Source organism: Mesorhizobium sp. WSM4837 (genome assembly GCF_055811435.1).
This window is the reverse complement of sequence record NZ_JBVVQE010000088.1, coordinates 1-25,747: the sequence shown is the minus strand read 5'-3', so window position 1 is coordinate 25,747 and position 25,747 is coordinate 1. Positions and strand designations below refer to the sequence as shown.

Sequence of the window (25,747 nt, the reverse complement as noted above, 5' to 3'; positions counted from 1 at the left end):
GCCCTCCCTTCGTCACACCCCCGCCGCCGAGTCTCATCCTGATTGACGCTGAGTCTCACCTTGATTGTCGCCGCGCACTTTGCCCAAGCAGCTGGAACCTTGGCCAAGACCGACGGGATCGATGCAGTGATGCTGGCCCGCATGGCTAATACATTGCAGCCGCCCGTGCGCCCGGCTATAAACCCCGAACGGGCGAGGCTGGTCGGACTTATCAGCGCCCGCGATGGTCTGATGCGCGACAGAACCGCGCTTAAAAACCAAAAGAAAAAGCTGACGATTCCGCTTCTAAACCGTCAGCACAAACCACGCCTCAATCAGATCAATCAGCATATAATCGCTCTCGGTCTCGGTGCCGAGCTCGCAGCAAGCATTGCGGCCGATCCGAAACTTGCCCGCCGGCATGAAATTATCTCCAGCATAGCTGGCCTCGGCCCACGCACTGCCACCCAGTTGGGCGCCATAATGCCAGAGCTTGGATCGCTTGATAACAAACAGGCCGGATTCCCCGTCGCCCGCCAATCAGGGCAATGGAAAGGCAGAAGCTTCATCCAGGGTGGAAGGTCTAACGTTAGACGCGCACTCCACATGCCCGCCCTCGTCGCTGCCCGTTTTAAACCCTGACCTAAGAGAAAGTATCAGCACCTCATTGCATCGGGCAAACAGCCAAAATCGCTTAGTCGCGGTTATGCGCAAGCTCCTGGTCACCGCCAATGCGCTCGTCAAAGCCGATCGCATCTGCGTCCAAAAACGTGTTTGATCAGACGGAAACTAATCGCGGCAGTGACGTCAAGTATGACGGTTGTCTTCGCAGTCGACATCAGTCGCCGCATGATGGAAGGTTCGCGGGAGTTGCGCCTTGCAAGCGCGTTGAAGTCTGCCGTCTGAGATGACGGCCGCGGCAAAGCCTCGCGAGCAGCCGCGAACCGAGTCTTGCGTGGCGTCCGGTGACGGCCGTTGCGAAGCGTAGACAGGGAGGTTGCAGGCCGGAATGAAGTGAACGGGAAAATAGCCCCGAAATCGAACGTGATCGGAGTAGCCGACCCTGTCTCTCAAAGGGGAAGGCGGAATCGCAACCCGCGTCATCGCGAGCGGGCTGAGGTGCTCCCGGGGTTCGTACCGCCAGCATGCAGCCGAAGGCATTGACGTGAACAAGGGAGATCCATCCGGTTCAAGCGCAAGCTTGTAGGACCTGCCAAGCCGATGAGGTGAGAAGGGTCTGATGACCGGGTGGAAGTCAGACTGACTGATAGTACTCGGAGGTCGGGAGAGCCGACTACATGGGGAAGCGGTCAGCGGTAGTTGAATTGTTCTTGGGCGACATGGGCTCCATTCAACGGGAGTCACAGCCTTCTATTCAAAGAGAAGATCAGCTGACCATGGAAAAGAAACTTGAACAAATAGCAGTGAAAGCTCGAAGTGAGCCAAATCTTCGCTTCACCTCGCTGGCCCATCACATCACGCGCGACCGAGTGCAAAAGAATCTACTACAGATTCCGAAGCGCTCCGCCGCCGGGGTGGACGGACAGACGGTGGAGGCGGCGAGGGAGAGCTTCGACGGATGGATCGAGCCGATGCTCCAATCCATCCACCGACAGGGCTATAGGGCGCCGAACATTCGGCGTTGTCTATATCCCCAAGCCCGGTAAGACGGAAAAGCGCCCCCTTGGCGTTCCAACTGTCGCCGACCGGGCACTCCAACGCACCACGGCTGAGGTGCTGTCGGCCATCTATGAGCAGGACTTCTTGCCCTGTTCGTTCGGCGGGCGGCCTGGGTTGAGTGCCCATCATGCCCTGGTGACCCTCAATGAGGTCATCGCCGGTGGCAAGATCAGTTGGGTGTTGGAGGCGGATTTGAAGAACTTCTTCGGGAGTCTCGACCATGAATGGGTCCTCCGGTTTGTTGAACATCGAGTCGGTGATCCGCGCCTGATCAGCTTGATCCGGCGCTGGTTGAAGGCGGGCGTCATGGAAGATGGAGCGGTCCATTTAAGCGACGAAGGAACTCCACAAGGGGGATCGATCAGCGTGTTGCTGAGCAACCTCTACCTGCACTACGTGCTCGACCTCTGGTTCGAACGCGCGGTGAAGGTCCGGTTGCGGGGCGAAGCCCGGCTGGTGCGCTATATCGACGACTTTGTGATCTGCTTCCAATGTCGTGAGGATGCGCTCCGCGTCACAGACGCCCTTCGTCACCGGTTGGGCAAGTTCGGCCTTGCTCTCGAGCCGACCAAGACCAAGTTGGTCGAGTTTGGTCGGTTCGCGCAGCGACACGCGGGCAAGCGCGGCAGGAACCGCCCGGAAACGATCTACTTCCTGGGCCTGACGCTGTACTGCACGCCAACCAGATCAAAGAACGGAACCCGCTACTGCGACCCAAACTGCGGCTCCCACATAGGGAACTGCAAGCACTCGCGGTACTGTGAACCAACTGCCGAAGAGCGTGGTGCGGGAAAGCCGCACGCCACGTTCTGTGGGAACCGGGGGCGGGCGACCGCCTCCGGTGACCCGGTGAGCCTTCAATGTGGACGACGCACTTTTGCTGAGTCAGCGGTGCAACCCCATCAGCGGAATGGCTCGGCCCCACGTCCCGGCAGGGACATCCCAGGCGCTCAGATGTTGAACGCTTTTTTTGGAAATGGGATTGAATATTACGAGAAGTTATTCAACGACGTGATCATGTTGCATTACCGAAAATGTCCATTTTACTGGTCGTTGCACAGAATACTATGTATATTTTGTGAAACGACGACTACAAAAATGTCTCAAGCGCATGAAGTCGTTTCAGGATTATTGAATTAGGTTTACACATCTTCACACATCGCGAGCCGCCGACGTTGTAGAAATGCCACCTATTCGTTAACAACCGCGCGATCTGAGGCAGCTGGAGAGTGTGAATGCGTAAAAGCATGAACGACTTACCGCTGCGATGATCAGGCAAGGGCGTGTGGTGGAGCTTGCCACCTGCTATGACACACATGCACTCGAATAGGCAGACGGACACAATCGACGTTTGGGTTTTCCGGCATTCACAGCTGACGATCCCAATGTTGCACATGCGTGAAGTGCTGAGCCCAGATGAGCGGGAACGGGCGCAAAAAATTCGTCACTTAGACCTGCGTTTTTCATATGTTCAGACCAAGTTTGCTTTTCGAATCATCCTAGCTGCGCACTTGCGCATTCCGCCGAGGGACCTCCCGATGACCGTTTCGCGGTTCGGCAAGCCCCGATTGCCGGCGCACGATATTGAAGTGAGCCAGTCTCATAGCCACGATTGGTCCGCCGTCGCCGTATCAGCATTGAGCTTGGTTGGGATAGATATTGAGCATTGGCGCCCCTTGGCAAATTGCTGCCAATTGGCCTGCCACATTATGACCGACCAAGAGGCAGGAATTTTTGAAGAAATTCCGCAAGAGCTGCGTGAGCAAAAGTTTCTGGAGCTTTGGACCAGGAAAGAGGCTGTGCTGAAATGCGCAGGTATCGGTCTTCACAAAGACCCGCGAGGGCTCCATACCGGCTGGCATGAGCCGACCGTGCAATTCGGCGGCCTGCAATATTACCTCAATGCGCTCCCCGTATGCGGGCAGTTGGTAGGGCATCTAGCATCACATAATCCCCAACAGATCATCATGCGCAGCTTGCCATCACAGTTGGACGCTTGTTATGCGCATCCTGCGGCCCCATACTAAGTAATTATTTCTGCAAGGCCGCGCGGCAGTGTGTCTATACTGACTTGCACTTGCGTCCTTGCGCTGCTGCAGGACGAAACGGCGGAACTCAAGACCGAGGTCGTGCGCAGACGGCTCTCACCAGCGGGCCGAGGCGCGGATCGCCAATCTTCTCGTGATCATCAAGTAGTTGGAGCGCGCCGCTTCGGCCGCAGTTTCGAGAAGCTCGATGCCGACCAGCAGGCTTTTGTCGTCGGCGAGATCAGACCGGTCCTGGCGCGATCGACGCCGAACTCGAAGCGACATGACTGATAGGCGAGTGGCGACGCGCGAGCTGACCGTGCAAGGCGTGCCCGTTGCATCTGGAGCGCGTCGAGATCATTATCTGTGGGATCGCGGTCATTTCAACCTCAGCGGACCCCGCCATGATCGTAGGCGCTCAGCCGTGGCCGTTCAGCTTGGTGGTGTGGCGAAAGCTGATCGAGATCGCGGTGGGCCCAGCCGGTGTCGATGCTTGAGAGTCTGGGCGAGCCGGCGAACGGACCAACGCCATCCATTCCATGGTCTGCAGGAGCGTGGCGCTCTTGGCCCTGTCTTCCACCACCGCCACATGGTCGATCGCTACAGCCGGGGACATGGCCGGGCGGCGCATCTGGTCATGGCGCGCTATTCACCGCAAAGGGCAGAGTGTAATCTTCCGCGGGGTCAATAACTTGGTCGGCTCGGGCTTCGGATTTTAATGATACGGCCAGCCTGCACGTCACGATTGCGGCTGCCCTCTCGGGCATCCGCTTGGCCGGGCTTTGAGCATGCCTGTGTCATCCTCGGTGGCGATCCCATCCTCTCTGCCGCCCGATGCAGCTGAACGGCAGAAAGCGGCGGCGGTGACTCGTCGTCTCGACCAGATCGACCGGCGGCTCAAGCGGTCGGGCGCAACCTCGACATTAATCAAGACGCCCGCCCTTGGTTCGATTTCTTGGCTGTCTTCGAGCCCTGCCCCGCGCAAATCGATGCGCGCGCCACCGCACCGAACGACAGAGCACCATTCTGGAAAACGCAGGGCAACCGACACCTACTGTCGGGTTTGTCGAGTCCACGACACGGTGGTGTTCGTTCCGCCTAGCTTCCTACTGTACCCTCATCTGAGCCACTGAAAGACGAAAGTTTGTTCTTAAAGACCGTTTGGAAATGCTACTCTGGCGGCTATCTGATGGCGTTTCTGCGCTTCCGGTGCATGTGGACGGCCCCCTGCTTGCAAGGATTGGTTCGGATAGTTTGATCGGATCGCTTGCGCTCATATGTCCGGCCTTTTGCGCGCCGGTTTGTGAGCGCTGGCCAAGATGGGCTACGCGGATAGCGAGTTCCAAGCACGGACACGGCATTGGCTGCCGGTGAGCACCTCGGAGTGTCTCGCTGGTCCCGGTTCGATCGGTCACACCATCTTCTCCTCTACTTGCAAATTCCGGCCTTCAGCGTCGAACGGGGCTCGGCGCCGAACTCTTGAATGCTCTTACGGCTGCACAGGCGCAGTCACCGGAAGGGCGGCAGCGGGGCGGTATTGCTCGCCGCTGACCATCAGTTTCCAGGCGATCCGGGCCAGCTTGTTGGCCAGCGCCACCGCCGCGAGCTTGGCTGGCTTGCGCGCAATCAAGGCCGCCAACCAGGGCCATATGCGTTTGCTGCCGCGCCGCATATGCTGGATGAGAGCGGTGGCGCCCGTTACCAGCACGCTTCGCAGCATCTCGTCGCCGGCGCGGGTGATCACCCCAAGCCGATTTCTACCTGCTGTCGAATGGTTCTTCGGCGTCAGCCCGAGCCAGGCGGCAAAGTCGCGTCCCGACTTGAAACCGTGTGCATCCGGCACCTTGATGGCCAGCAGCGTGGCTCCGACAGGACCAATCGCCGGTATGGCGGCCAACCGTCGGCTCAGTTCATTGCGCCTGTGAAGCGCAAGCAGCTTTTCATCGAGTGCGGCGACCTCGGCGCTGATATGCGCATAATCGCGCGCCAGGGTCTCAAACATGTCCCTGGCCGTGTCTGGGATCGTCGCGTCAGCGCGAATATCGGCCAGCAGATCGCCAAGCCGGGAAAGCCCCTTGGGCGCGACAAGGCCGAACTCTGCCGCAAAGCCGCGGATCGAATTGGCGAGCTGCGTGCGCCGGCCGATGAACTGCGCGCGCAGCTTCGCCAGCATCTGCGATCCCTGTTGATCGGCGCTCTTGGCAGGAACGAAACGCATGCCCGGCCGGCTCATCGCCTCGCAGATCGCCCCGGCATCGGCCGCATCCGACTTGGAGCGCTTGACATAGGGCTTCACGTATTGCGGCGGCAGCAACACCACTTCGTGGCCCAGCGCGTGCAATTCCCGCGCCCAATGGTGCGCTGCGCCGCAAGCCTCCATGCCAATCTTCAGCGGCGAAAGCCCGGCAAAGAAGGCGAGCACCTGATTGCGTCGCAGCTTCTTGCGCAACACAGGCTGTTCGGCTTCATTTACGCCATGCAACTGGAAAACGCTCTTTGACGTATCCATGCCAATACGAATAAGTTTATCCACGGACGGTCTCCCTTGATTGAGATCTGCAACGACCTCATTCTGGCACATCACGATGCCGTCGGGGGCCGTCCACCCCAACACGGACCCAAATGTCTGCGCTCGCCGCAAGTGCGGCCTTGCGAAATACGACAGTTCCGTCAGCCGCCGCTCCATGCAACTGGTCGGGTAGCGGCGGCTCATTGCTGCGCCGCCGCCCCCTAAGAACCGGACATGCGGATCACCCCGCATCCGGCTCAAGCCATTCTTCAGCACCATAGCGTGGCACCGAACAACTGGACGGAGGATTTCGCAATTCGACGGCGGGCGAAGTAAGTGGACCATGCCGGATCAAATGGATTAGCCAGTCCTCGGATCTTGACGTGCCTCGTAATCGGGATCGTCATTGCGCGGAAGAGCCGGCACCGGCTGCTACTGGCATCTGCCGGACCCTTCGTAGCGAAGTCCCAGGACCGGTGTCCATCGACCCGGAAGTACCTGTTCCTTACCCACCGTGCTCCTTTCATGGGATGGCGTCGACTTGCCCATTTCCAGAGCATTTGCCAGATGTGCGAATCAATCGATGAGAAGCTCGCTTTCGCCACGACGTGACGGTGATACATGGCCCATCCCCGGATAACTGGGTTCAGTTTCTGTATCAACGCCTCCTGCGTGACGGCTCGCATTGCCCTTGATGATTTCCCTGACCTTGTCGAGGAGTGCTATAACACTCTTCCTTGCCGGCTTGATCAATAGTTTGCCGTCGTACTTGCGTACGTTCTGGCCAAGGAAATCGAAACCCTCCGCGATGTTCGTGATCCGGGTCTTCTCCTCTGAGAGTTCCAGACCTCGGGTGGCTAGGAACTGCCTGACCGCCGGAAGGACTTTGAATTCGAGCACATCTTTCGATGCGCCGGTCACCACAAAGTCATCGGCATAGCGGATGACGTTGAGCTGGGCCTTGCTGCGCGCGAGTTTCGACGATCCCACGCTTGCGTAGACTGCCGCCTCCAGCCCACCCAACGCCGTGTTCGCGATTACCGGCGAGATAATTCCCCCTTGCGGGGTGCCCGCCGACGTCTCAAACAAAGTTCCCTCATCGATATATCCGGCTTGAAGCCACTTTTGCAGGACCTCCTTCTCCATCGTGACATGCTCCAGAAGCCAGGGGTGACTGAAGTTGTCGAAACAGCCTCTGATGGCACCTTCCAGAATCCACTCTAGCGAAGCGCGCTTAGCCAGAGTGATGAAGCACTGCTCGATGGCGTCGGCAGTCGAGCGTTCGGGCCGGAACCCATAGGAATTCGGGTCCGCCAGTGTCTCTGCCACCGGGTCCAGAGCGAGCTTCCATAACGCCTGCATCGCCCGGCACCGCATACAGAGAATTCCCAGCGGACGCTTCTTGCCGTTACTCTTGCGAATGTAAACACGTCGAAACGGCATCGCGCGGTAACCGCGATGTCGAAGTGACCTCATCCCGTTCCATCTGGCCGCCGGGGAAACCGTCCACCCCCGGCGTTCTCTTACCGCGATTCTCCGTCACCCGTTTCACGGCCAACATCTTGCCGCTATGCGAGCGGGTCAGCAGACGTTGCAATGCTTTCACCTTGCCCCATCGGCCTTCCTGGGTTGCCTTGGCGATACGCACCTGAAGCCGTTTCACCTCTGCCTGAATGTGCAACCAGTTCGCCTGATCCCACATCTGCGCAGTGCGCGAGGATGCACCGGCTCCAGTCGCTCTCGCGCCGATCGCCGTCATCTGCTTTTCCTCGTACAACGATTCGTCAAAGTTCTCTCGCCATGAATGACCGCGCGGAAGTCTGCCCGCTTTCGCGTCGGGCGATGTTTCAGCCCGTATCCCGTCCATTACAGTCGGGCGTTCGCTTTTTCCGCATTCCTTTACCCATAGCGCCAACAGCGTTCCTTATGGTCCGCCTGCCGTTGCCGGCAGCACTATGGGCTTACCCTGTTCCGCGCGGCTCGACGTACCGGATATCCAGCGGCTACGTTGTCCCCAGAGCTTCACACCGAGCCGTTACCGGCTCCGCATGTCCGGGTAGGGAACGGCTGATGGAACAGCCGGTTTCTTCAGGCAATATCTCCTCCTGTGAAACAGAAACTCACGCGACTTGCAGGTCGCACAAAGACGTTCTTTGCTAGATCGACCCCAATGATGGTAGCTTTTCCCCTGGATGCCTCCTTCCATTTTGTGGCGTTAAGCACCACAAACTTGGCACATTGCGATGCCGTCGGAGAATGCTGGCATCCACATGGGGTAATCGCGGGAGCGACGCGCCCTGGAACCGATCATAGCCTTGGAGGGTCGCCGTTCCCCGATAAGATGAAATACGGGCTCACGACTGGACGGCCCAGCATCAACGGAGAACAGCCATGGAAGAACATATCGGTCTCGACGTGTCGATGAAGGAGACGGCAGTGTCGATCCGCCGTGAAGGCGAACGGATCTGGCGCGGGGAGTGCGCATCTGATCCCAGGATCATTGCCGAGCTTGTCCGCAAGCGGGCGCCGGCCGCAAAGCGCGTCGTGTTCGAAACCGGGCCGCTGTCGGTGTGGTTCTATCATGCGCTGCGCGCCGAGGGATTGCCAGCCATCTGCATCGATGCGCGCCATGCCAAAGCCGCTCTCGATATGGCGGCGAACAAGACGGATGCGAATGACGCCGATGGTTTGGCGCGTCTTGCTGAAGCAGGGTTCTTTCGCGAGGTGCGCGTGAAAGGCTTCGACAGTATGTTGACCCGCACGCTCGTGGCGGCACGCACCCGGCTGGTCCGGATCACCGTCGAGCTTTCCAACCAGATCCGAGGGATCATGAAGACGTTCGGCTTGCTCGTTCCCGCCGGTAAGGGAACTACATTCGAAAAGAATGTCCGGAGCCTTCTTATTGATCAGAGCGAGCTTGCTCCTGTCGTGCTACCGATGTTGGAAGCCTGGCGCAGCATTCGCATCCGTGCCGCCGAGCTTGGGCGCCAGCTTGTCGCAGATGCACGTCAAAGCCAAGCATGCCGCATACTCATGTCGATCCCCGGCATCGGCGCCATCACCGCAACCTCTTTCGCCACTGCCATCGAAGATCCGGGCAACTTCAAGAAGTCCCGCTCTGTTGCCGCTTGGATCGGCCTGACAACTCGCCGCTACCAATTGGGAGAAGTCGATTATGACGGCCATATATCCCGACGCGGCGATCGACATTTGCGGGGACCTCTCTATGAGGCTGCGGCGGTCATCCTGACACGCAGCTCGATCGACAGCAGCTTGCGCACGTGGGGCCTCAAGCTCCGGGAGAGGGTTGGCTTCAAACGAGCTGCCGTGGCTGTGGCGCGAAAACTGGCGGTGATAATGCATTCGATGCTCAAGACCGGTGAGTTCTTTGATCGAAATGCAGGCGCCACAGCATGAAATCTTGCGAATAGCGTTCAGGATCTGAGCGCCTGAGACGTCCCTGCCGGGACGTGAGCCGAGCCATTCCGCTGATGGGGTTGCACCGCTGTCTCAGCAAGGTGCGTCGTCCACATTGAAGGCTCGTCCGCGGAGCTCCATCATGCGGCGACTGATGTCGACCGCGAAGACAACCATGCACCCGGCAGCGTCGTCTCGACGCAATTACATGCTTGACGTCCCAGCGGCGATTAGACAACCCCATCTAGATTAGCCCTTTCAATACGGTTGGCCCGATTTTTCCGCCCTCTCTCATCGCGAGGGCGGCTGGAGCTGCCGACCGATATTCACATCGCGATCGATGCGACGAAGGAAGGAAATGAACATCTGAGGTCTGCGTCGAATACCTCGAGCAGACGAAGGGCGCGTCGACCTCGCCTGCGGCAAATCTGGGCCAGATGATAGGTGGCGCACCGCTTCGACCATACCGGTCCCCTTTCGTAGGCTTGGCGGATTTGATCGAGCAGCTGAGCTGCGGTCCATTGCCCCTCGGAGCGAGCCCAGTCGATTCCGGACAGAAGACAACCGAGCTGCGCCGCCGAGATCGTCACTGCGCCGTCGGCCGGGCTTGGCCAAATGAACCGCCCTCGTCTAGCCGCTTCGTGAATAGGCAGGCCCCCTGACCGTCGTGCCAGATCACCTTCAAAAGATCGCCACAGCTCGTTTCATAATGCATCCCCTTGTCAGAGTCCGGGCAGTCGGGTGAACTTATCGTGTTGATATTGCTCGTAAACCTTTGGCGTTCTGTCGATCACGCGCTGCACCCCTATTTGCACCTCTTCGGAGGCAAGCGCTTCGACCGGCACCAGCCATGGCGAGCCAGGCAGGATCTGTTTCGCCGGCAGAATCCCCTTGAGGACCACTTTGCGGATCCGACGCAGATGCCAAGCCGTTCGGCGGCTTTCATCAGGCTGATCATCTCGCCGTCAGCCTTGGCCGGATCGTATTCGGGTATGCCAAGCCGCTCGCGCATTTCGCGCACGCGGAACGTCGTCCAAGTGTTGCCGCTGCCGGTCTTGCAGCGCATCCGGTTGAGCGAGACGGCAAGCTCGCGGTCAGGCCAGTGTCCGGCAAGCTTGCGCAGCGCTTCGACGGCGCTCGGCGCCATATCTGGACATCGGCCGGTTTTGACGCGCGCAACCCGCGCCTCGGTGTGACGCCCGCCCGTCCAATGGATCAGCAACACGGCCTCGTTGGTCGCCTCGTCGAGGTCGCACACGATCTCCTGAACCAGGATATGGATGAGGCGCTGCTTGGTCCGGGTGTCGGTCGACGGGGCGTTCCATACCGCCGGCAGGTCGTGGGCGAGCTGGAGCAGACGTGCGCGATCGATCTTTGGGCGTGTCGCCGACTGAGCCGACAGCTCGGCGATTCGCCGCTCAACTGCGGCCACACGCTCCAAAGCATCGTTCCAGCGTGCTTCCAACTCGCGGGCGACGTGACGCTTGGCTGGGTCCACCAGCTCATATCGACGCCCGGCCAGCGATGCGTCGTAACGGGCGGCTTCGAGTTCCCGCTCGACGGCAGCAATGATGTCCTTGCTCGAACGCTCGGCCTGATCCGAGGCGAAGATCGCGGCTTCCACGGCACGGTCGGAGACGGCCTCCAGGATCTGCATTGCGACCGCGCGATCCATCCGCACGCCACCCATGCCGATGCATAGCCCCGCGCCGACATGAGCATCATCGCCGCGGCACTGGTAGCGATGGGCGTTGCCTTTTGCCATGCCGTAGCCGACGCGCATCATCCGTCCGCAGCGCCCGCACCGCATCAATCCGGTGAGCAATGCACGGCCACCGCGCGCCGATTTGCGCGCGCAGCTCTTCTTCATGTGCGCGTTCTCAAGCAGGAGCTTCTGGTTGTCCTCATATTCCCGCCAGGTGATGTAGCCGGGATGATTGTCGCGCAACAGCACATGCCATTCGTCGCGGGGCTTTCTGATCCCGCTGGCCTTGCGCACCCGTCCCTCGACGATCCGTGTTCGCTGCGCCGTTCTGCCGAAGGCATAGGCGCCGGCGTAGAGCGGATTGTGAAGGATCTGCATGACGCTGTGATAGGCGGGCGCCTTTCAGACGAGCTTGCAGAGGTCGACATTGCGCCGGACCACGGGCATCTTGATGTCGGCCGCCCGCAGCCACAGGAAGACCTGCCGTGCGCTGCCCAGCTCGCGGAACTTCGCAAAGATCAGCCGGATCGTGTCGGCGACATGCTCGTCGGGATCGATCTCGATCTTTCCGGCCTCGCTCCAGCAGAACCCCGGCGGGAGCATGAAGCGGAACTCGCCGCGCTTGGCCTTCGAGTCACGGGCGGCGATGCCGCGCTGGCGCATCAGGTTCAGCTCGTATTCCGACATCGTTCCCTTCAGCCCGAGCAGCAGCCGGTCGTTGACCAGCCGCGGATCGTAGGCCCCATCCGGATCGACGACCAGCGTGCCGGCCAGGGCGCACGGGTCGATCAGATGATGCCAGTCACGTCCGTTGCGCGCCAGGCGAGAGGCCTCAATGCAATACACCGCGCCGACGTCGCCAGAGCAGACCATGGCGACGAGCCGCTCAAAACCGGGACGTTGCATCGCCCCAGAGCCCGAGCGGCCAAGATCGTCGTCGATCACGGTCGATACCCGCGCCTTTTGCGGTGTTGTGGGACTGAACCCATCCAGAGGTCGTGTTTCCAGTGGGGCCCACCAAGATTCACCATTCGGTGTTAACCGAGAGTTTGTTCTTTGCCGTACCGTACGGGATATGGCTGCTGCGTTGGACGTGTTTTCTGGTCCTCATGCCGGCGAGTCGGCGCGAGTTCGCTTGAAGCGTCTAAACGGGGCCGCAAAAGACCGCTATCAATATGGAATGAAGTGTATGAAGGTTTGCGGAGATCGCGGTTCCAAGTGGCTAACAAAATTGATGCCTTTGACATTCTGCTGACCCCTACCCAACCGGTCGCGGCCCATCGCATGGCAGCGATCTCAGTCTACCCACCCCTCAATCTCCGCTTGAGCCCGTTCGCTCGCGCACGATGCAGAGCTTTGTTCTACCCGAAGGGTGGTCGACCTAGGCAGTGAAAACATCAACGTTAGCAGCAATCGTGGCGGTGGTTTTTGCTTAACAGGGGCCAGGCTACCATTACGGAATCAGAGTTTTTTTACGTTTCTTGCCGATCACTAAACATCTGTTGTATACCTATCTAATCCCTCCAATAAAGTGCAATATGGACAATGCAACAACCGAAAACATCGAACCCACTGCGATCGCCGTTTGAAGCTGAGCTTGAGATCGCTCCATCCGAGCCGGATTCAGCGACTCCTAGGTCAGTTGAGTCGAAACTCGGGGCGGAGGTAAGGCGACTGCGAAAATTGCGCGAGTTGACAGTTAGTGAACTTAGTGCGGCGGCGGGCATTTCAGCCGGTACTCTATCTAAAATTGAAAACGGTGGAACGGTTGCCTCGCTCACCAAATTAAGTGAGTTAGCTAAAGCATTGAATGTGCCGCTTGCTCAGCTGTTTGTCGAGAGTGAAGAAAATCGTGACTGCTCGTTCGTGAAAGGAGGGACAGGAGTCCAAATTTCAAGGCGAGGCGCAAAGATTGGGCACATATATCAGTTGCTTGGCCACTCGCTTGCGGGCGAAATCCATCTCGATCCATACTTAGTGACCCTCCGAGACGACGCCGTCCCTTATACAGGGTTCCGCTATGCCGGGGTGAGGTTTATTTACATGCTGTCGGGAAAAATGGTTTATCGCCATGCCGATCGAACGTATGTGCTAGAGCCTACAGACGCATTGTTTTTAGATGCCGCCGCCAGGCACGGGCCGGAAGAGCTCCTAGAGCAGCCGATCCAATATCTCTCCATAAATGTCTATGAGCACATGTAACAATGGTTTGAGATGGATCGGCCAATGTGGTTTGGCAAGCCGCTGCCATTGTCGCTGACGATCATCCTCGGCCGGCCCCGCTCGGTGATGAGCCGGTCCAATTCGCGGGCAACCCGCATTGACCTTGCCCCTCTGATCTAATCCGGTTTGAAGTTCGTTCTGGCCCATCGAGAGGACCAGGACATGAAACGTAGCCGCTTCTCTGAAGAGCAGATCATCGGAATTTTGAAGGAACATGAGGCCGGGGTGTCGGTTGCCGATCTGTGCCGCAAGCACGGGGTCAGCGACGCCTCGATCTACAACTGGAAGGCCCGCTTCGGCGGGATGGATGTCTCCGAGGCTCGGCGACTGAAGGCTCTGGAGGACGAGAACACGCGGCTGAAGCGGCTTCTGGCCGACGCCATGCTCGACAATGCCGCGTTGAAGGATCTTGTGGGAAAGAAATGGTGACGCCCGCGGCCAAGCGGAAAGCTGTCGCTCGCCTGAAGGAAGGCTTCGGGATGAGCGAACGGCGGGCGTGTAAAGCCATCGGCTGTTGCCGCATGACGGTTCGCTACGAGACCAGCAGGCCGGACGACCGCGAGGTTCGCGAGCGGATGAAGGCGATCGCGCAGGAGCGTCGCCGGTTCGGCTACCGGCGTCTTCTCGTGATGCTGAGGCGGGAGGGCCTGGTCGTGAACCACAAGAAGCTGTTCCGGCTCTATCGGGAGGAGAAGCTCGCCGTTCGCCGCCGTGGCGTCCGCAAGCGGGCGATCGGGACCAGGGCGCCGATGATCGGAACGGTGCCAGTGGGAGCGGCCGCAGCGCTGCCCGCTCCTCGGCGAAAGCTTCGTTGACGACACGCCTTGTGGTGGCGTGAACTCTCGGGTTTGCGACCGTGTCCAGCCAGTGACGCAACTGCACGTTCAGGTCCTCGTGATTGCGAAAGGATCGGGCCAGGAAGAAGTCCTCGCGAATGTAACGGAACGGTCGCTCGACCTTGCCTTTCGTTTTGGCGCGGTAAGGCCGACACGCCTTGGGATGGAAACCATAGTGGCGGGCAAGATCGACGAGAGCCCGGTTGTAGACGATGCCACCAGTATCGCCTTCACCGATCACAGCCGTCTTCATACGATCGTAAAGCACTTCGCGAGGAGCGCCGCCCAGCGCCTCGAAAGCCCCAGCATGGCAGCGCAAGACAGTCGGCAGATCCTGGTGGACGACGAAGCGTGCCCAGATAAGGCGACTGAAGCCAAGCACCATGGAGAATAGCCAGACGATTCTCGGCGTGGTCGGCTCATCGGTAAAGACGACATTGAACTGGGCGAAGTCGACCGCTCGCCGGGCGGGGTCTCGAAGCGAACCTCGTATCCACGCTCCGCCGCGGCAGGACGGATGTCGCGCAGGAAGTCGGTGACGGCTGTGTAGCCGCCGCCATAGCCGAGGTCCTTTAGTTCCCGGAAAAGCCGGCTGCCGGTGAATCCGGGATATCGCGTGACGCGTTCGCGAAGATAGGGCCGTGAAGGGATCGATCACCGCCTGACGCGGCTTGCGCGGTCCGTAGGCCGGAGCCTCGAGCCCGCGCTCAATGTATTTGCGCACCGTCTTGCGGTCGATCCCGCTCTCCCCTGGCGATCGCCGACACCGACAGGCCCTGCCGATGCAAATCCAGTATCATCATCATCTCCCCGATCTTGATCACCGAAATCCCTCTCCCGACCATCGGGAGAAGCATCAATGATCACGCGCCGCCAGTCTCCCGGAGCGTGCTCCGGGAGACTGGCGGCAGCGCTAAACTGGGGAAGATTCAAACGGCACTTCTGGGGAGTATTGAGCCGGCATCGACAGCCCGCCCAGTTCCGGGTGATTGTCACCCGTCGACCGAAGTGTGCGTGTCGGGCCTGCGAAGAGGTGGTCGTGCAGGCGCCAGCGCCGGCACGTCTTGTCGAAGGCGGCATTCCTACAGAGGCCACGGTGGCTCATGTTCTGGTGTCGAAGTATGCCGACACCTTCCCCTATATGGTCAGGCCCAGATCTACGCCCGCCAAGGCGTCAATCTCGACCGTTCGACACTCGCCGACTGGGTGGGCAAGGCAGCTTTCCTGCTTCGCCCTGCGCATGAGCGGCTGTTCGAGCGGCCGAGATGATGACCGACCTTGGGGCGGAATGGACCTACCCGGCGTCGCCGATCTCTACGCTCCGGACCGCAAGACCGAACAGCCGATCCGGCATCTTCAGGGGTTGTCGGAACCCTGCAGGTCGACGGATACGCGGGCTACAAGGCATTGGCCGAACGCAACGCCGTGAGCTTGGCCTTTTCTGGTCGCATGTGGGTCGCCGCTTCTTTGAGCTCGCGCAGTCCGGCCCCGCGCCGATCGCGACGGAGGCACTCGCCCGCATCACCTAACTCTACCACGTTGAGAGCGATATCCGCGGTCGTTCCGCCGACGAACGCCGCGCGGTCCGGCAGGAGAGAAGCCGTCCGGTCATCAATGCCCTTGAGCCGTGGCTTAGGCAGCAACTCACCCTTACCAGCCATAAGACCAAGCTGGCGGAAGCTATCCGCCACGCGCTCTCGCGCTGGCAAGGTCTGACACGATTCCTCGAACAACGGTACGATCGAGATCGACTCCAACGTCGTCGAGCGCGCGTCGACCATCGGGGAATTCTTTGGAATCCGTGGAAGCGATCGCCATCCATCGCCCTAAACGCCCCTTATTTGTAAGCGACAACCACGAGGCGCGGGCCATAGGATATGAACTCTCCGCCTTCCTGCCCATAAGCTTCAACAGTCTCGAACCCTGCCCCTCGCAACATGCGAACATATTCAGAAAATCCATAATGTCTAACAGAAAGAAGCGTTCGCCTAATGCATCCATTGCGGACGATGATCCTCTCTGAGTTTCGACGATCGGTTAGCGCGTCGTAGCTTATTATATCGATTCTTAGATCGTTGTTATGCTGCACGACCTCGCATGTAGGCGACTTGTCGCGTAGCACAGCGAAGCGATTGAGCTGATCGATTAGCAAACGCCCGCCCTTTTTAAGTGAAGAAGCGGCCTCATGAAGAACTCGCTCATTATCCGCTTCATCGAAATAGCCAAATGTCGTATACCACAGAAAAGCCGCGTCAAACCGATCCCGCCAGGGAACTGAGCGCATGTCACCTTGAAGATACTCAACATCTATGCTGCGTTCGGCCGCATCCGCTTCGGCTTTTTTCAACAAGATCGCCGACATATCCAGTCCGGTTACCCGTGCTCCTTTTTCAGCCAATCGGTTAGAAATCCGACCATATCCGCACCCGAGTTCAAGAACTGAGCTTCCTTGCCTAAGCGAAAGAAGGTCCCAAATTGCTTCTACTTCTCGGTCACTTTTCTCTGGCGAATTAACCATATCTCCAAAGTGCAAGTAATCTTCGCTGAAGTGTGATTCAATATCGGATGAGGAAAGAGGGTTTCTTCGTTTGTCATTCATCGGTTTTTTCCATGTTAATTGACTGAGGATGGAGGCGATCCTTGCACCTAACGATCAGTGACCCGAGCAGTTGTAGCGGGCAAAATGAGCACTCTTCTTGCCATTGGTGTTGCCCTCCGTTGCATGCTGTGCGGCGGTTTGAGCATAAATAGGCACCAGCTTTTTATCCGTGCCTGACCTTTGCGGTGAACGTACCATTGTCAGCGATTTGCGGTCGCAAAGATTCTGTGAACTAATTTGAAGGATTTGTTGCAACATTGTGGCTGCCGCCGGCGTGGCACGGAGCCCGTCGACCAATTGTTCGGAGGGGTTGCGATTTTCTACGGACGCCAGTTTGACCAGTCAGCCATTCTGCTTTGCGTGCCGGTATCTGGCTACGATGTCAGTCTGCGCGATCTTGAAGAGATGATGGTCAAGTGAGGAATTCAAGATATTGAAATGTTTGTCCCCATCATTCATACAGGAGTCAAACTTAGCGGATGAATGATTGTCGTCGTAACTGCTGTTCTCAGGCCGCTTCAACTCGGACTTGTTGATGTAGGCGCAGGGTAGGAGATCGTTGATCTGGCTATTGGGGTAACCGTTGAGGATCAGGGTGAGGACATCGGCGAGATCGCCGAGCGGCTCAACGCCGTTGAGGGTGCAGGTTTATGCCGACCGCCGAACTATGCCGAGTGGGGAGGTTTCTGCAAAGGTTTTTCGTGACGTAACGATAGCAGGATCGGCATAGCTTAGGGTCACTCCGTCGCAGTTGACGCGAGACGCATGAAGGCAAGTGACTATCTGCAAGGCAGTACGCTGTGTCGGAAGCAGGTCCATATCCATGAAGTGATCGAGAAGGGTGACGCGGTAGTCTTCCGCTGCAACCTTTCCGACACACGCGTCGGACCGTTGGCTTGGAAGTCCGGCGTGGATGTTTGACCGGTGTCAGCGCAAGTTGGCGCATCACATCGCCTCGCGTTGCGGTATTTGACATAATCCTGGAAGCAGGTTGATGGCTGCATCGTCACAAGACGGGACTTTCCGGACCTTGTTCGTTTTCGCCGACGCCTCAAAACGCGCCAGCGTGCTGGCTTCAGATCCGCGACTTGCTTGCGCAGCGTCTTGGGCGCGCCAGTCCGATGATGGACGCCGACATCGTTGGCGCGGCACCAGTCGATGACCGGCGGACTTCTTTGGTTCCCGCCCTGAATGCAAGAACTTTCTGACCATAAAACGCGTGATCGAGTGCGGTCGTCTTTCAGGCCTCGTGGCGCGGCACTTCCAAAAGCCGCGGGCCGGTATGGTGATCTGCGGATCGGGTCCAAATCTGCAATGCGTGCTTTCAGGGCACGTGTCCACTGACTGGTTTTCCCGATCCCAATCTGTTCGTTCGTTTGCCCATGCGGGTCATCGTCTTCTCACACTCGTTCACCGGCGCCTGTTTGCTATGTCGCTCATGCAGCAGCAGTCAGCGCCGGATCCCTGTAATCCTCTCCTTTCGTCAACATGGCCCAGATCGCGCGGGGCCATCTTATTTGGCCAGCGCGACAGCCACCAGCATCCGTGACTTCCTCTCCAGCATGCGCGCCAGCCACGACCCTTTCGGGATCGATTTACGCCCATCCAGTTCAGCCGCGACATCGCACCGATGATCAGCAAGCGCCGGATTTCGATCTGCCCGGCCTTGCAGACACGCCCGCGACGCTGCTTGCCGCCCGATGAATGTTGCAACGGCACAAGCCCCAACCACGCCGCAAAATCCCGACCGCGCTTGAAGTCTGAGATGTCTGGGGCAAAGGTTTCGACCGCCAGTGCCGTCAATGGGCCGAACCCCCGGGGCATCGTTTGCAGACGGCGCGCCTTGTCCGACGCAGCCGCCAGTTCTTTCGCCTTCTTCGTCCTCGCATTGATCCGGCTCGTCTTCTCGGAAATCTGTTCCAGCAGGTCCACATTCCACACGCTATAGCTCTGGAAGGTTGCTGTCCGGTGCTTCGGCAATTGCTTCGATACGTTTGAGTTGGCCGATCCCTTGCGGGACGGCGTGACCGTATTCGTAATGCGCGGCGCCAGTGCATTCACCAGTTCCGTGCGCTGGTGGATAAGACGTTTGCGCGACCGGAACAACACCGCTCTGGCTTGCTGCTCTTCCGTCCGTGGCTCGACGAATCGCATCTCTGGGCGCTGTGCAGCGATCAATCGCCTCGGCATCGGCGGCGTTATTCTTCTGGCGCTTGATAAAGGGTTTTACGTATTGCGGGGCAATCAGGTTCACTTCGTGGCCGAGGTTGATCATCTCCCGCGACCAGTAATGGGCGCTGCTACAGGCCTCCCTCACAACAACGGCCGGAAGCTGACCTGCCATGGATTTCAGGAACTGCGACCGTCATCTTTTTGCGGTAGTTTATTTGCCTGTCATCGACGCCGCATGAGGCATGAAAACATTCTTTGCCAAATCCACCCGATCATCGTATTTTTCTTCACGGTTGCCATCCTTTCTGCTTGTGAGCTTTGATCCACCATTTTGGCACATCGATATCGTCTGAAGTGGGCGGCAACCACCCCCATCTGCAATAACATCCGTCGGCCTGGATCAGGATTCGTGTGTTCGGCCAATTGCTCCGGATCGCCCGCACCAGACGGCGCAAGTGGGGGCGGATCTCAGCCCCGCTCGGTCGCTTGGCCGGCCGAAGAGCCGCATCGACGAACCGGCCGTCGCCATCGAACACCACGATCGGCTGGGAGCCGTATTCGTCGTGATGGGCGCTGAACAGGCGCAATTGATGGCCGCCATGCACGGCATCAGAAGTGTCGTCAATGTCGAGCACGATCCGCTTCGGCACCTGCCGGAAAAAGGCGCAATAGAGGTCAACCATCGTCCGCCCCCATGGCGACCAGCTCCCGCACGCCGGGCAGGTTCTCCAGTCGGCACATCGTCGATTGGGAGGCAGATCCCGACCCGGCGGCAGCGCATCCTGGGCCATCTTGAAGTCCGATAGCCAGCGGCGATCATCTTCATGCGAAGCCATGTCGGCCAAGCTGTGGCAGACGCTCGGCCACCCGCAGCCGCTTTTCCACCTCGGCCAGAGCCAGAACGCCGCTGTTGGACGAGAGCATGCCACCGTCGAAATGGGCGACGACGGACTTGCCGCCCACTGATGACAAACCGCTCAGCGGCAGCGTAAGATCGTTCATGGCGAATGTGGTCTCCGGGAATGATTCGGATCGGCCTTACCAACCAAATCCTACGTCATTTCAATGTCTTGCACCACGTCCGCCAAGCCACCATGAATTTTTCAGGCTAGTTTTGTCTGGGAGAACCGAAATGTCAGCGAGGATTTCTACAAGATAGTTGATCTCTTCACCCAGAGCTCGGATGACTATCTAAGCGTGGGATTCGGGCGGAGGCTGAGCCGCGAGAAGTCGTGGCGCGGGTTGCCAGAAATCTTGCCAATAGCCGCTACGTGGCTGCGTGTTTCCTCCCAGAGTTCCGACACCAGATCTCTAGCAGGCTGTTGAAAAACTGTTTTGTTCACGGAACCTATCAGAATCAGACAGAGCACAAACCAGATTCAAAACGGGTATCTCAGAGCCTTTTTCATCAGCCTGCTAGTCTTACTGCGTCATAAATTGCTGACCTGACGCGGACTGTCCATGGCCCGTGTGCAGCACGGACATCGTTGCAGACGGTTTGGCCAGGGCCACAGTCAGGCGTCGCCTGAGGGTCGGGATTCGAGGTCGGGACGTGCCGCTCTGGTCGGATCGGAGGATCCGCGGGGTCGATAACGGTCGGGAAGACCAGGTGTTTGGCGGCCCTGGGCGCGAGCTGGAGCCGAGGGGGGAATCGTCTCCCGCAGAGCGACCAGGAAGCCATAGGCGGCGATGCAGAGACTGGCGTGGTGGTGGAAGCCCCGCCACCCTCGGCCTTCGTAGTGGCCCAGTCCCAGCTCCTGCTTGAGCTCCTGATAGTCTCGCTCGATCCGCCAACGCAGCTTGGCGGTGTCGACCAGCTGGGTGATCGTAGCGTCGGCCGGCAAGGTGGAGAGCCAATACTTGCTCGGCTCGATCTCGCCTTCAGGCCACTCGATCAGGAGCCACTCTTCGGCGTGAGCCTCGGGCCGATTGTAGTCCCTCGAAGCCGGCCGCAAGCGCACGGCGGCGAAGCGCACGCCAGGCGATCGTGCGCCAGGTCTCGGCGTCGAGTTCCTCGGCCAGGGCCTTGGCCGAGATCGGCTTGTGATCATCGGTTCGGCCGACCCGAGACGGCGGCCGGCCTCTTCCGCTCCAAGACTTGGGCGGCAGCGGACCCTCGCCTGGACGCCAGACGCTGAGGGTGGGCTGAACGCCCACCACATAGGTCAGATCGAGCTCGGACAGGCCCGCGCGGAAACCGCCGTCGGCGCCATATCCGGCGTCGGCCAGAACAACGCCGGGCGCGACGCCCCCGGCCTTGGCCGTCTTGATCTGCTCGAGCGCGATCTGCGGCTTGGTCTGGAACCTGATCGCTGTCGGAATCTTGGCCTTCTTGCGTTGTTCCGGATCCGCCGCCCAGCTGTGCGGGAGATACAATTGGTAGGCGATCGGAAGCGAGGCTGCGTCATTTGCGATCGACAGGCTGACCGCAATCTGACAGTTGTCCTGCTTGCCCAACTGGCCGCAATACTGGCGCGCTACGCCCACCGAGTGCTTGCCCTTCTTGGGAAAGCCCGTGTCGTCGACGATCCACGCCCGGATCGGTCCATCCTGCTCGATCCGTGGAAGGACCCAGTCGCGAACCCGCGCCAGCAAGGCCGCGTCCGACCACGGCGCCTGTCCCACGAAATGCAGCAAAGACTGATGCTTGGCCGCCACCCGCGACGGCGCCGTGACGGCCGCCAACGGCTCCACGCTCTTGGGCTCCATCGGCATCAGAAGTCCGAGGCAGTAATCCTTCAGCGGCTCAGCTCGGTCGGCGTGGCCAATCACCCCGATCAAGGCATCGACATAGGCGTCGAACGCCGCTTCACTCTCCGCAGTCCAGTCGGGCATGGCGCGCTTCCCTGATCACCAATCAGCACGCTAACAAATCCGCAACCAGCGCGAATCCCCCGCACCCGCGACTTTCTGACTCAGTAAGACTAGACGCTGGTGATGATATAGGGAGAATTCGCCCCTGATCATAAGTCTTCGGCCCTTGTAATAACTCTCGAGGCTCGCACGCTGAGTCCCTTCCCGACTAGATTTATCAGGTAAGCTGCTGGAGTGCTTTTATGTCCCCTGCTCGCGAAGCCGCTAGCACCTGTGCGGCGACCCCCTCGGTACACAGGAAATCATATCCCAATACCCCCAATCTGGCCGGCGAGGCAGCCGAGCAGACCATTGCCGCAGAAAGAGAGCGGAAAGGGAGGCTGCTGGCATTATCATTTTCCACGCCCGCGATTGAACGATGGCCGTCCGAAACCACCCAAGTGTCTGTGAAGCTGCGGAAGGAATGCGATGCGACTCAGCGGTGGACCGGCATCAGCGCAGATGGCCGGACTTCGGCGGCTGCCCGGTTCACGCGCCACCCACCCGCACTTACCGGATATGAGAGATGAGGAGAGACCAGAATGAAATCGTCGCCCGCCGAGCAACCGGATATCATCGAAGGCGCACTAGATGAATTGGAGGCCCGCTACTCCCAGCATAATCCCACGAGCCGTATGCAAGCTTCGTCTGCGAGCCGAGTCCTCCCTGGCGGTAATTCTAGAGCCGTGCTCTACTTTGATCCATTTCCCTTGTTCATCGAAAGCGCGGCTGGCGGACGCATCACAGACGTCGACGGGCATAGCTATATCGATTTCACGAACGATATGACGGCCGGGTTTTACGGTCATTCCAATCCGGTGATACTGGCTGCCATCAGGAGTGCACTCGACAACGGCATCAGCTTTGGCGGCCCTCATGGGCGCGAAGTCGCGCTTGCCGAGGTCATCTGCCGGCGGTTCAAGTCAATCGAACGCGTCCGCTTCTGTAATTCCGGGACCGAAGCCAATCTGGTGGCCATGGGCTTGGCGCGTGCCGTGACTGGCCGACCGCTGGTTCTTGCTTTTCACGGTGGATATCACGGAAGTCTTGCTGCCTACACAAATGTCGAAGCGCCGCTGAACGTCGACAAACAGCAAATGCGCTTTGCTCGATACAATGACGTGGAGGACGTGGGGCGAGTGTTGGAGGAGCATGGCGAACAGACGGCTGCTATCATTGTCGAACCCATGATGGCGAGCGGCGGTGGCATTTTAGCCAACCGGGCATTTCTCGCCGCACTTCGAGCGATGGCGGACAAGTTTGGGGTGCTTCTCATTTTCGATGAAGTGGTAACCGCTCGCTTCTCCCCAGGCGGCCTCCAAGATTTGGTCCAAATCCGCCCTGATCTCACGACGCTAGGAAAGTCCTTGGGTGGCGGCCTCACTTTTGGTGCCTTTGGTGGACGTGCGGAGCTGATCGATCGCTTGGATCCGTCTCGTCCGGGCGCGATCCTCCACAGCGGGACATTCAACAATAACGTGCTGACCATGACTGCTGGACACATAGGCCTCACCGAGGTAGCAACTATGGAAGCGCTTCAGACGGTCAACGCGCGCGGCGACAGATTACGCCACAGCCTCATGGGAATTGCAAAAGAGCGCAGAGCGGCGCTCTCGATCGGCGGTTATGGATCGATCCTATCACTGCATTTCCAGCCTATAGTGCCCCGCAATCCTGTCGAGATCACGACCATGCCAACGCAACGGAAGCTCTTTCATCTCGACATGCTGCTGCGCGGCTTCTACACCCCGCGGCGCGGCACAATCAATCTCTCGCTGGCCACACGCGATGAGGACTGCGAGGCGTTCGTGGAGGCTTTCGCAGAATTTAATGACCGATACTCGGCGTTCCTGCCACGCGAGTAGGAGCCCAGAGCCACGCCTCATGAGCAAGTTGTTGCACCAACGACGGCGTTATGACGTCATCTTGGTATTGCCGGGATCGCATCGCATTCAACAGGCAGCAGTTTCGATCAGTCATAGGCGCTGTGTTCGGGCAACTTCCCGGAATGCCGATAATCTGTGGCCCTGCCGATTCTGCGATCGGCTCTTGACCTTGAGCGGCAGCCGCGGCGTTTTCTTCTCCGGCGCGCAGTGCGACCGCACCAAGTTTTCTGCTGGCGAGGGGGAGGCCGCAAGCTTGTGCCCTCAGCAGCAGGATACTCCAGTCTTCGTTCCGGTGTCGGCGCCGATACCGGAGCCGGCCGCGAAGCGCTCGATATAGCCACGCAAGAGAAGTTGGCCGACGACGTCGGCGTGATCGAGTTCGAGATCGACGGGGTCGCCATGAGGATCGGCATGGCGGAGACCATGTAGGGCGACGTGCGATGTGAAGGATAAGGCGACATCCAGATTTACGAGCAGTCGTCGTAGGCTGATCTTGTTGCTCCAAATCTTTGAGGGAATCTGGAGGGGCGGATGGGGCGGCTCCACCTAGAGGCTCGCATGCAATCAAGGCATTGGCGCGGGGCACAGCGAAGAGCAGATTGCTCGTCTTCTCGGAGTGACCGAGGGAACGGTCCGTTACCACGTGGCCCGATGAAGACCGGCGCGATGGACGGTCGTTCACGGCAGCCTTTCAAGGCTGAAGCGTTGTGCGAGGCGATCGAGCATTGGCGCTCCCAGCAAACGAGCGTCGCACTCAACGTTGCTGCGCTTCACGAGTGGTTGTGCGTGGAATAGCAGCCTCCGCTCCATCGAGCGGTTCTGGAAGAGCGCCTATCCTGCCCCGGCGCTCCGTGTGCGGCGCCGGGTGGAGACGCCAGCCGGGGCACAGGCGCAGGTGGATTGGCCGCATTTTCCAGGCGTTCTTATCGGGAATGTGCCGATCGATCTGCTGGTCCTGCACATGGTACTTTCGTGGAGCCGCAAGGAGGCGATCGTCTCGTCGACCGCCAAGGACATGCTGTCGTGGCTGTCGTGCCAATCGGCCCGCTTCACCCGTCTGGGCGGCGTCGCGGCGACGTGCGGATTGACAACGAGAAGACAGTCATTGCTCACGGGGCCGGCGCGTGCCGCAGGATGCGCTTGCGCTCGCGGACGTCGATGCGCACGCGGCTGTTGCGGGCAAACCGCGACACCTCCCGTGCCGCAACCGCCCCGATCTTGCCGAGACAGACCTCCGCGACCATCCGATCGAAGCGGCCAGTACGAGGCCGCCGGCGGCAGAACGGCCGTGATCGTCGTCGATCGTCTCTATGCGAGACCAGCCAAGGGCTGTCAGGCGATCGCGCATCGCATATTGAAGTATGCTGCTCTCACGATTGTGCGGTGACCCGATGGGCTGACGACTGCCGCACATACAGGATCGCTTTGCGCTCCGGATGGTGCGGCCCAATCTTCTCATGCATCATGATCCGCGCCCTCCCATTGTACGGCACCCTCGCCGTCGACGTGCCCGAGGATCAGGCTGACCATCAGCTTCGTCACTGGATCGGCGCGTCTCGGCCGGCAGCGCCTGCCGTCGCGGCGTCTGCACCGTGTTGGCGTCGTTCGGCTTCGAGAACAGATCGAACTGGTATGTCGTGGGCTGGCGCGGCATGGACATCTCCCCGATTCGCGTGAGAGCCCAATGCTGCTCCCCATCTCCGGCGATTGCGAGGGGACACCTATGTCATGCTGCGTGTTTCGGTAAGTCCCGGACGCCGATTTCACTAAGTCCCGGACAGTGATGGAGTGCACCCCCAGACTGAGACAAGGCAAATCGCGGACAGTTTCCCTGCAAGAGAGGAAACTGGGGCATGGCCGG

General features: G+C 59.3%; 21 protein-coding genes and 8 pseudogenes. 13 read left to right on the top strand and 16 right to left on the bottom strand.

Annotation, left to right across the window (positions count from 1 at the left end; translation table 11 throughout):
- Positions 1–42 precede the first annotated feature (42 nt).
- The 4 genes from AC0L3D_RS32305 (at position 43) to AC0L3D_RS32290 (ending at position 3,686) form a co-directional block, all read left to right on the top strand.
- On the top strand, positions 43–621 hold the full coding sequence (locus AC0L3D_RS32305) for a transposase (protein WP_473647086.1): 579 nt from the start codon (positions 43–45) through the stop codon (positions 619–621).
- A 656-nt stretch (positions 622–1,277) separates the two neighbouring features.
- Positions 1,278–1,646, top strand: coding sequence for a hypothetical protein (locus AC0L3D_RS32300; RefSeq protein ID WP_473647090.1), 369 nt, complete (start codon positions 1,278–1,280; stop codon positions 1,644–1,646).
- Positions 1,600–2,799 carry a reverse transcriptase domain-containing protein gene (locus AC0L3D_RS32295; protein WP_473647089.1) on the top strand — a complete coding sequence of 400 codons (1,200 nt, stop codon included), beginning with the start codon at positions 1,600–1,602 and terminating at the stop codon, positions 2,797–2,799. The genes AC0L3D_RS32300 and AC0L3D_RS32295 overlap by 47 nt, the downstream gene beginning before the upstream one ends.
- A 254-nt stretch (positions 2,800–3,053) precedes the next feature.
- The gene (locus AC0L3D_RS32290; RefSeq protein ID WP_473647084.1) at positions 3,054–3,686 is read left to right on the top strand and encodes a 4'-phosphopantetheinyl transferase family protein; all 633 of its coding nucleotides are present in this window, start codon (positions 3,054–3,056) and stop codon (positions 3,684–3,686) included.
- A gap of 117 nt (positions 3,687–3,803) precedes the next feature.
- Here AC0L3D_RS32290 and AC0L3D_RS32285 read toward each other — a convergent pair whose 3' ends face one another.
- The 6 genes from AC0L3D_RS32285 to AC0L3D_RS32260 form a co-directional block, all read right to left on the bottom strand.
- On the bottom strand, positions 3,804–3,971 hold the full coding sequence (locus tag AC0L3D_RS32285; RefSeq protein WP_473647082.1) for a hypothetical protein: 168 nt from the start codon (positions 3,969–3,971) through the stop codon (positions 3,804–3,806).
- 133 nt (positions 3,972–4,104) lie between these two features.
- Complete coding sequence (locus AC0L3D_RS32280; RefSeq protein WP_473647081.1) at positions 4,105–4,302, bottom strand: hypothetical protein; 198 nt, start codon at positions 4,300–4,302, stop codon at positions 4,105–4,107.
- A gap of 873 nt (positions 4,303–5,175) precedes the next feature.
- Positions 5,176–6,219: an IS110 family RNA-guided transposase gene (locus AC0L3D_RS32275; protein ID WP_473647079.1), complete on the bottom strand. Its 1,044-nt coding sequence runs from the start codon at positions 6,217–6,219 to the stop codon at positions 5,176–5,178.
- Positions 6,220–6,464: 245 nt separating this feature from the next.
- A complete protein-coding gene (locus AC0L3D_RS32270) occupies positions 6,465–6,881 on the bottom strand; it encodes a group II intron maturase-specific domain-containing protein (protein WP_473647077.1) in 417 nt (138 codons plus the stop codon).
- Positions 6,772–7,638 (bottom strand): reverse transcriptase domain-containing protein, encoded by an 867-nt coding sequence (locus AC0L3D_RS32265; RefSeq protein ID WP_473647076.1) that lies wholly within the window; start codon positions 7,636–7,638, stop codon positions 6,772–6,774. Before AC0L3D_RS32265 ends, AC0L3D_RS32270 begins: the two co-directional genes overlap by 110 nt.
- The gene (locus AC0L3D_RS32260; protein WP_473647074.1) at positions 7,604–7,954 is read right to left on the bottom strand and encodes a reverse transcriptase N-terminal domain-containing protein; all 351 of its coding nucleotides are present in this window, start codon (positions 7,952–7,954) and stop codon (positions 7,604–7,606) included. Before AC0L3D_RS32260 ends, AC0L3D_RS32265 begins: the two co-directional genes overlap by 35 nt.
- A 632-nt stretch (positions 7,955–8,586) precedes the next feature.
- On the opposite strand from AC0L3D_RS32260, the gene AC0L3D_RS32255 reads away from it, so the two are divergent.
- A complete protein-coding gene (locus AC0L3D_RS32255; protein ID WP_473647072.1) occupies positions 8,587–9,612 on the top strand; it encodes an IS110 family RNA-guided transposase in 1,026 nt (341 codons plus the stop codon).
- Between the two features lie 805 nt (positions 9,613–10,417).
- Here AC0L3D_RS32255 and AC0L3D_RS32250 read toward each other — a convergent pair.
- Entirely contained in the window at positions 10,418–11,695 is a 1,278-nt protein-coding gene (locus AC0L3D_RS32250) for a recombinase family protein (RefSeq protein WP_473647071.1), read from the bottom strand.
- A 24-nt stretch (positions 11,696–11,719) separates the two neighbouring features.
- The gene (locus AC0L3D_RS32245) at positions 11,720–12,262 is read right to left on the bottom strand and encodes a recombinase family protein (RefSeq protein ID WP_473647069.1); all 543 of its coding nucleotides are present in this window, start codon (positions 12,260–12,262) and stop codon (positions 11,720–11,722) included.
- On the opposite strand from AC0L3D_RS32245, the gene AC0L3D_RS32240 reads away from it, so the two are divergent.
- From AC0L3D_RS32240 to AC0L3D_RS32230, 3 genes and pseudogenes are all read left to right on the top strand, one after another.
- Complete coding sequence (locus AC0L3D_RS32240) at positions 12,153–12,572, top strand: amidase family protein (protein ID WP_473647068.1); 420 nt, start codon at positions 12,153–12,155, stop codon at positions 12,570–12,572. The two genes, AC0L3D_RS32245 and AC0L3D_RS32240, sit on opposite strands and share 110 nt — an antisense overlap.
- A gap of 290 nt (positions 12,573–12,862) precedes the next feature.
- Positions 12,863–13,519, top strand: a complete 657-nt coding sequence (locus AC0L3D_RS32235) for a helix-turn-helix domain-containing protein (RefSeq protein ID WP_473647066.1) — start codon at positions 12,863–12,865, stop codon at positions 13,517–13,519.
- 183 nt (positions 13,520–13,702) lie between these two features.
- Positions 13,703–14,295 (top strand): annotated as a pseudogene (locus tag AC0L3D_RS32230) (transposase); the annotation flags it as partial.
- 73 nt (positions 14,296–14,368) lie between these two features.
- Here the strand turns inward: AC0L3D_RS32230 and istA are convergent.
- Positions 14,369–15,100, bottom strand: a pseudogene (gene istA / locus AC0L3D_RS32225) (IS21 family transposase); the annotation flags it as partial.
- A gap of 246 nt (positions 15,101–15,346) precedes the next feature.
- Between istA and AC0L3D_RS32220 the strand changes: the two are divergent.
- Positions 15,347–16,149: pseudogene (locus AC0L3D_RS32220) on the top strand (IS66 family transposase); the annotation flags it as partial.
- A gap of 64 nt (positions 16,150–16,213) precedes the next feature.
- Here the strand turns inward: AC0L3D_RS32220 and AC0L3D_RS32215 are convergent.
- Positions 16,214–16,975 carry a class I SAM-dependent methyltransferase gene (locus AC0L3D_RS32215; protein WP_473647065.1) on the bottom strand — a complete coding sequence of 254 codons (762 nt, stop codon included), beginning with the start codon at positions 16,973–16,975 and terminating at the stop codon, positions 16,214–16,216.
- A 54-nt stretch (positions 16,976–17,029) separates the two neighbouring features.
- A complete protein-coding gene (locus AC0L3D_RS32210) occupies positions 17,030–17,233 on the bottom strand; it encodes a hypothetical protein (RefSeq protein WP_473647063.1) in 204 nt (67 codons plus the stop codon).
- Between the two features lie 57 nt (positions 17,234–17,290).
- On the opposite strand from AC0L3D_RS32210, the pseudogene AC0L3D_RS32205 reads away from it, so the two are divergent.
- Positions 17,291–17,392, top strand: a pseudogene (locus AC0L3D_RS32205) (IS6 family transposase); the annotation flags it as partial.
- A gap of 120 nt (positions 17,393–17,512) precedes the next feature.
- Here AC0L3D_RS32205 and AC0L3D_RS32200 read toward each other — a convergent pair.
- The 4 pseudogenes from AC0L3D_RS32200 to AC0L3D_RS32185 all read right to left on the bottom strand — a co-directional run.
- A pseudogene (locus AC0L3D_RS32200) lies at positions 17,513–17,623 on the bottom strand (transposase domain-containing protein); the annotation flags it as partial.
- A 788-nt stretch (positions 17,624–18,411) separates the two neighbouring features.
- Positions 18,412–19,391: pseudogene (locus AC0L3D_RS32195) on the bottom strand (IS110 family RNA-guided transposase).
- Positions 19,392–19,527: 136 nt separating this feature from the next.
- Positions 19,528–20,149: pseudogene (locus AC0L3D_RS32190) on the bottom strand (transposase); the annotation flags it as partial.
- A gap of 512 nt (positions 20,150–20,661) precedes the next feature.
- A pseudogene (locus AC0L3D_RS32185) lies at positions 20,662–21,982 on the bottom strand (IS701 family transposase).
- A gap of 560 nt (positions 21,983–22,542) precedes the next feature.
- On the opposite strand from AC0L3D_RS32185, the gene AC0L3D_RS32180 reads away from it, so the two are divergent.
- The 3 genes from AC0L3D_RS32180 (at position 22,543) to AC0L3D_RS32170 (ending at position 24,541) form a co-directional block, all read left to right on the top strand.
- Positions 22,543–23,865, top strand: a complete 1,323-nt coding sequence (locus AC0L3D_RS32180) for an aspartate aminotransferase family protein (RefSeq protein WP_473647062.1) — start codon at positions 22,543–22,545, stop codon at positions 23,863–23,865.
- A 276-nt stretch (positions 23,866–24,141) separates the two neighbouring features.
- On the top strand, positions 24,142–24,315 hold the full coding sequence (locus tag AC0L3D_RS32175) for a hypothetical protein (RefSeq protein ID WP_473647060.1): 174 nt from the start codon (positions 24,142–24,144) through the stop codon (positions 24,313–24,315).
- A 142-nt stretch (positions 24,316–24,457) separates the two neighbouring features.
- Positions 24,458–24,541, top strand: coding sequence for a sigma factor-like helix-turn-helix DNA-binding protein (locus tag AC0L3D_RS32170; RefSeq protein WP_473647087.1), 84 nt, complete (start codon positions 24,458–24,460; stop codon positions 24,539–24,541).
- 454 nt (positions 24,542–24,995) lie between these two features.
- On the opposite strand, the gene AC0L3D_RS32165 is transcribed toward AC0L3D_RS32170, so the two are convergent.
- Positions 24,996–25,130 carry a hypothetical protein gene (locus AC0L3D_RS32165; RefSeq protein ID WP_473647058.1) on the bottom strand — a complete coding sequence of 45 codons (135 nt, stop codon included), beginning with the start codon at positions 25,128–25,130 and terminating at the stop codon, positions 24,996–24,998.
- Between the last annotated feature and the right edge of the window lie 617 nt (positions 25,131–25,747).

Bases quoted from the DNA above. Each gene is read 5' to 3' on its own strand.
- AC0L3D_RS32300 (WP_473647090.1), top strand. From the start codon at position 1,278: ATGGGGAAGCGGTCAGCGGTAGTTGAATTGTTCTTGGGCGACATGGGC.
- AC0L3D_RS32290 (WP_473647084.1), top strand. From the start codon at position 3,054: ATGCGTGAAGTGCTGAGCCCAGATGAGCGGGAACGGGCGCAAAAAATT.
- AC0L3D_RS32285 (WP_473647082.1), bottom strand. From the start codon at position 3,971: ATGTCGCTTCGAGTTCGGCGTCGATCGCGCCAGGACCGGTCTGATCTC.
- AC0L3D_RS32280 (WP_473647081.1), bottom strand. From the start codon at position 4,302: ATGTCCCCGGCTGTAGCGATCGACCATGTGGCGGTGGTGGAAGACAGG.
- AC0L3D_RS32270 (WP_473647077.1), bottom strand. From the start codon at position 6,881: ATGCGAGCCGTCACGCAGGAGGCGTTGATACAGAAACTGAACCCAGTT.
- AC0L3D_RS32265 (WP_473647076.1), bottom strand. From the start codon at position 7,638: ATGCCGTTTCGACGTGTTTACATTCGCAAGAGTAACGGCAAGAAGCGT.
- AC0L3D_RS32260 (WP_473647074.1), bottom strand. From the start codon at position 7,954: ATGACGGCGATCGGCGCGAGAGCGACTGGAGCCGGTGCATCCTCGCGC.
- AC0L3D_RS32255 (WP_473647072.1), top strand. From the start codon at position 8,587: ATGGAAGAACATATCGGTCTCGACGTGTCGATGAAGGAGACGGCAGTG.
- AC0L3D_RS32250 (WP_473647071.1), bottom strand. From the start codon at position 11,695: ATGCAGATCCTTCACAATCCGCTCTACGCCGGCGCCTATGCCTTCGGC.
- AC0L3D_RS32240 (WP_473647068.1), top strand. From the start codon at position 12,153: ATGCAATACACCGCGCCGACGTCGCCAGAGCAGACCATGGCGACGAGC.
- AC0L3D_RS32235 (WP_473647066.1), top strand. From the start codon at position 12,863: ATGCAACAACCGAAAACATCGAACCCACTGCGATCGCCGTTTGAAGCT.
- AC0L3D_RS32215 (WP_473647065.1), bottom strand. From the start codon at position 16,975: ATGAATGACAAACGAAGAAACCCTCTTTCCTCATCCGATATTGAATCA.
- AC0L3D_RS32210 (WP_473647063.1), bottom strand. From the start codon at position 17,233: ATGTTGCAACAAATCCTTCAAATTAGTTCACAGAATCTTTGCGACCGC.
- AC0L3D_RS32180 (WP_473647062.1), top strand. From the start codon at position 22,543: ATGAAATCGTCGCCCGCCGAGCAACCGGATATCATCGAAGGCGCACTA.
- AC0L3D_RS32165 (WP_473647058.1), bottom strand. From the start codon at position 25,130: ATGGTCGCGGAGGTCTGTCTCGGCAAGATCGGGGCGGTTGCGGCACGG.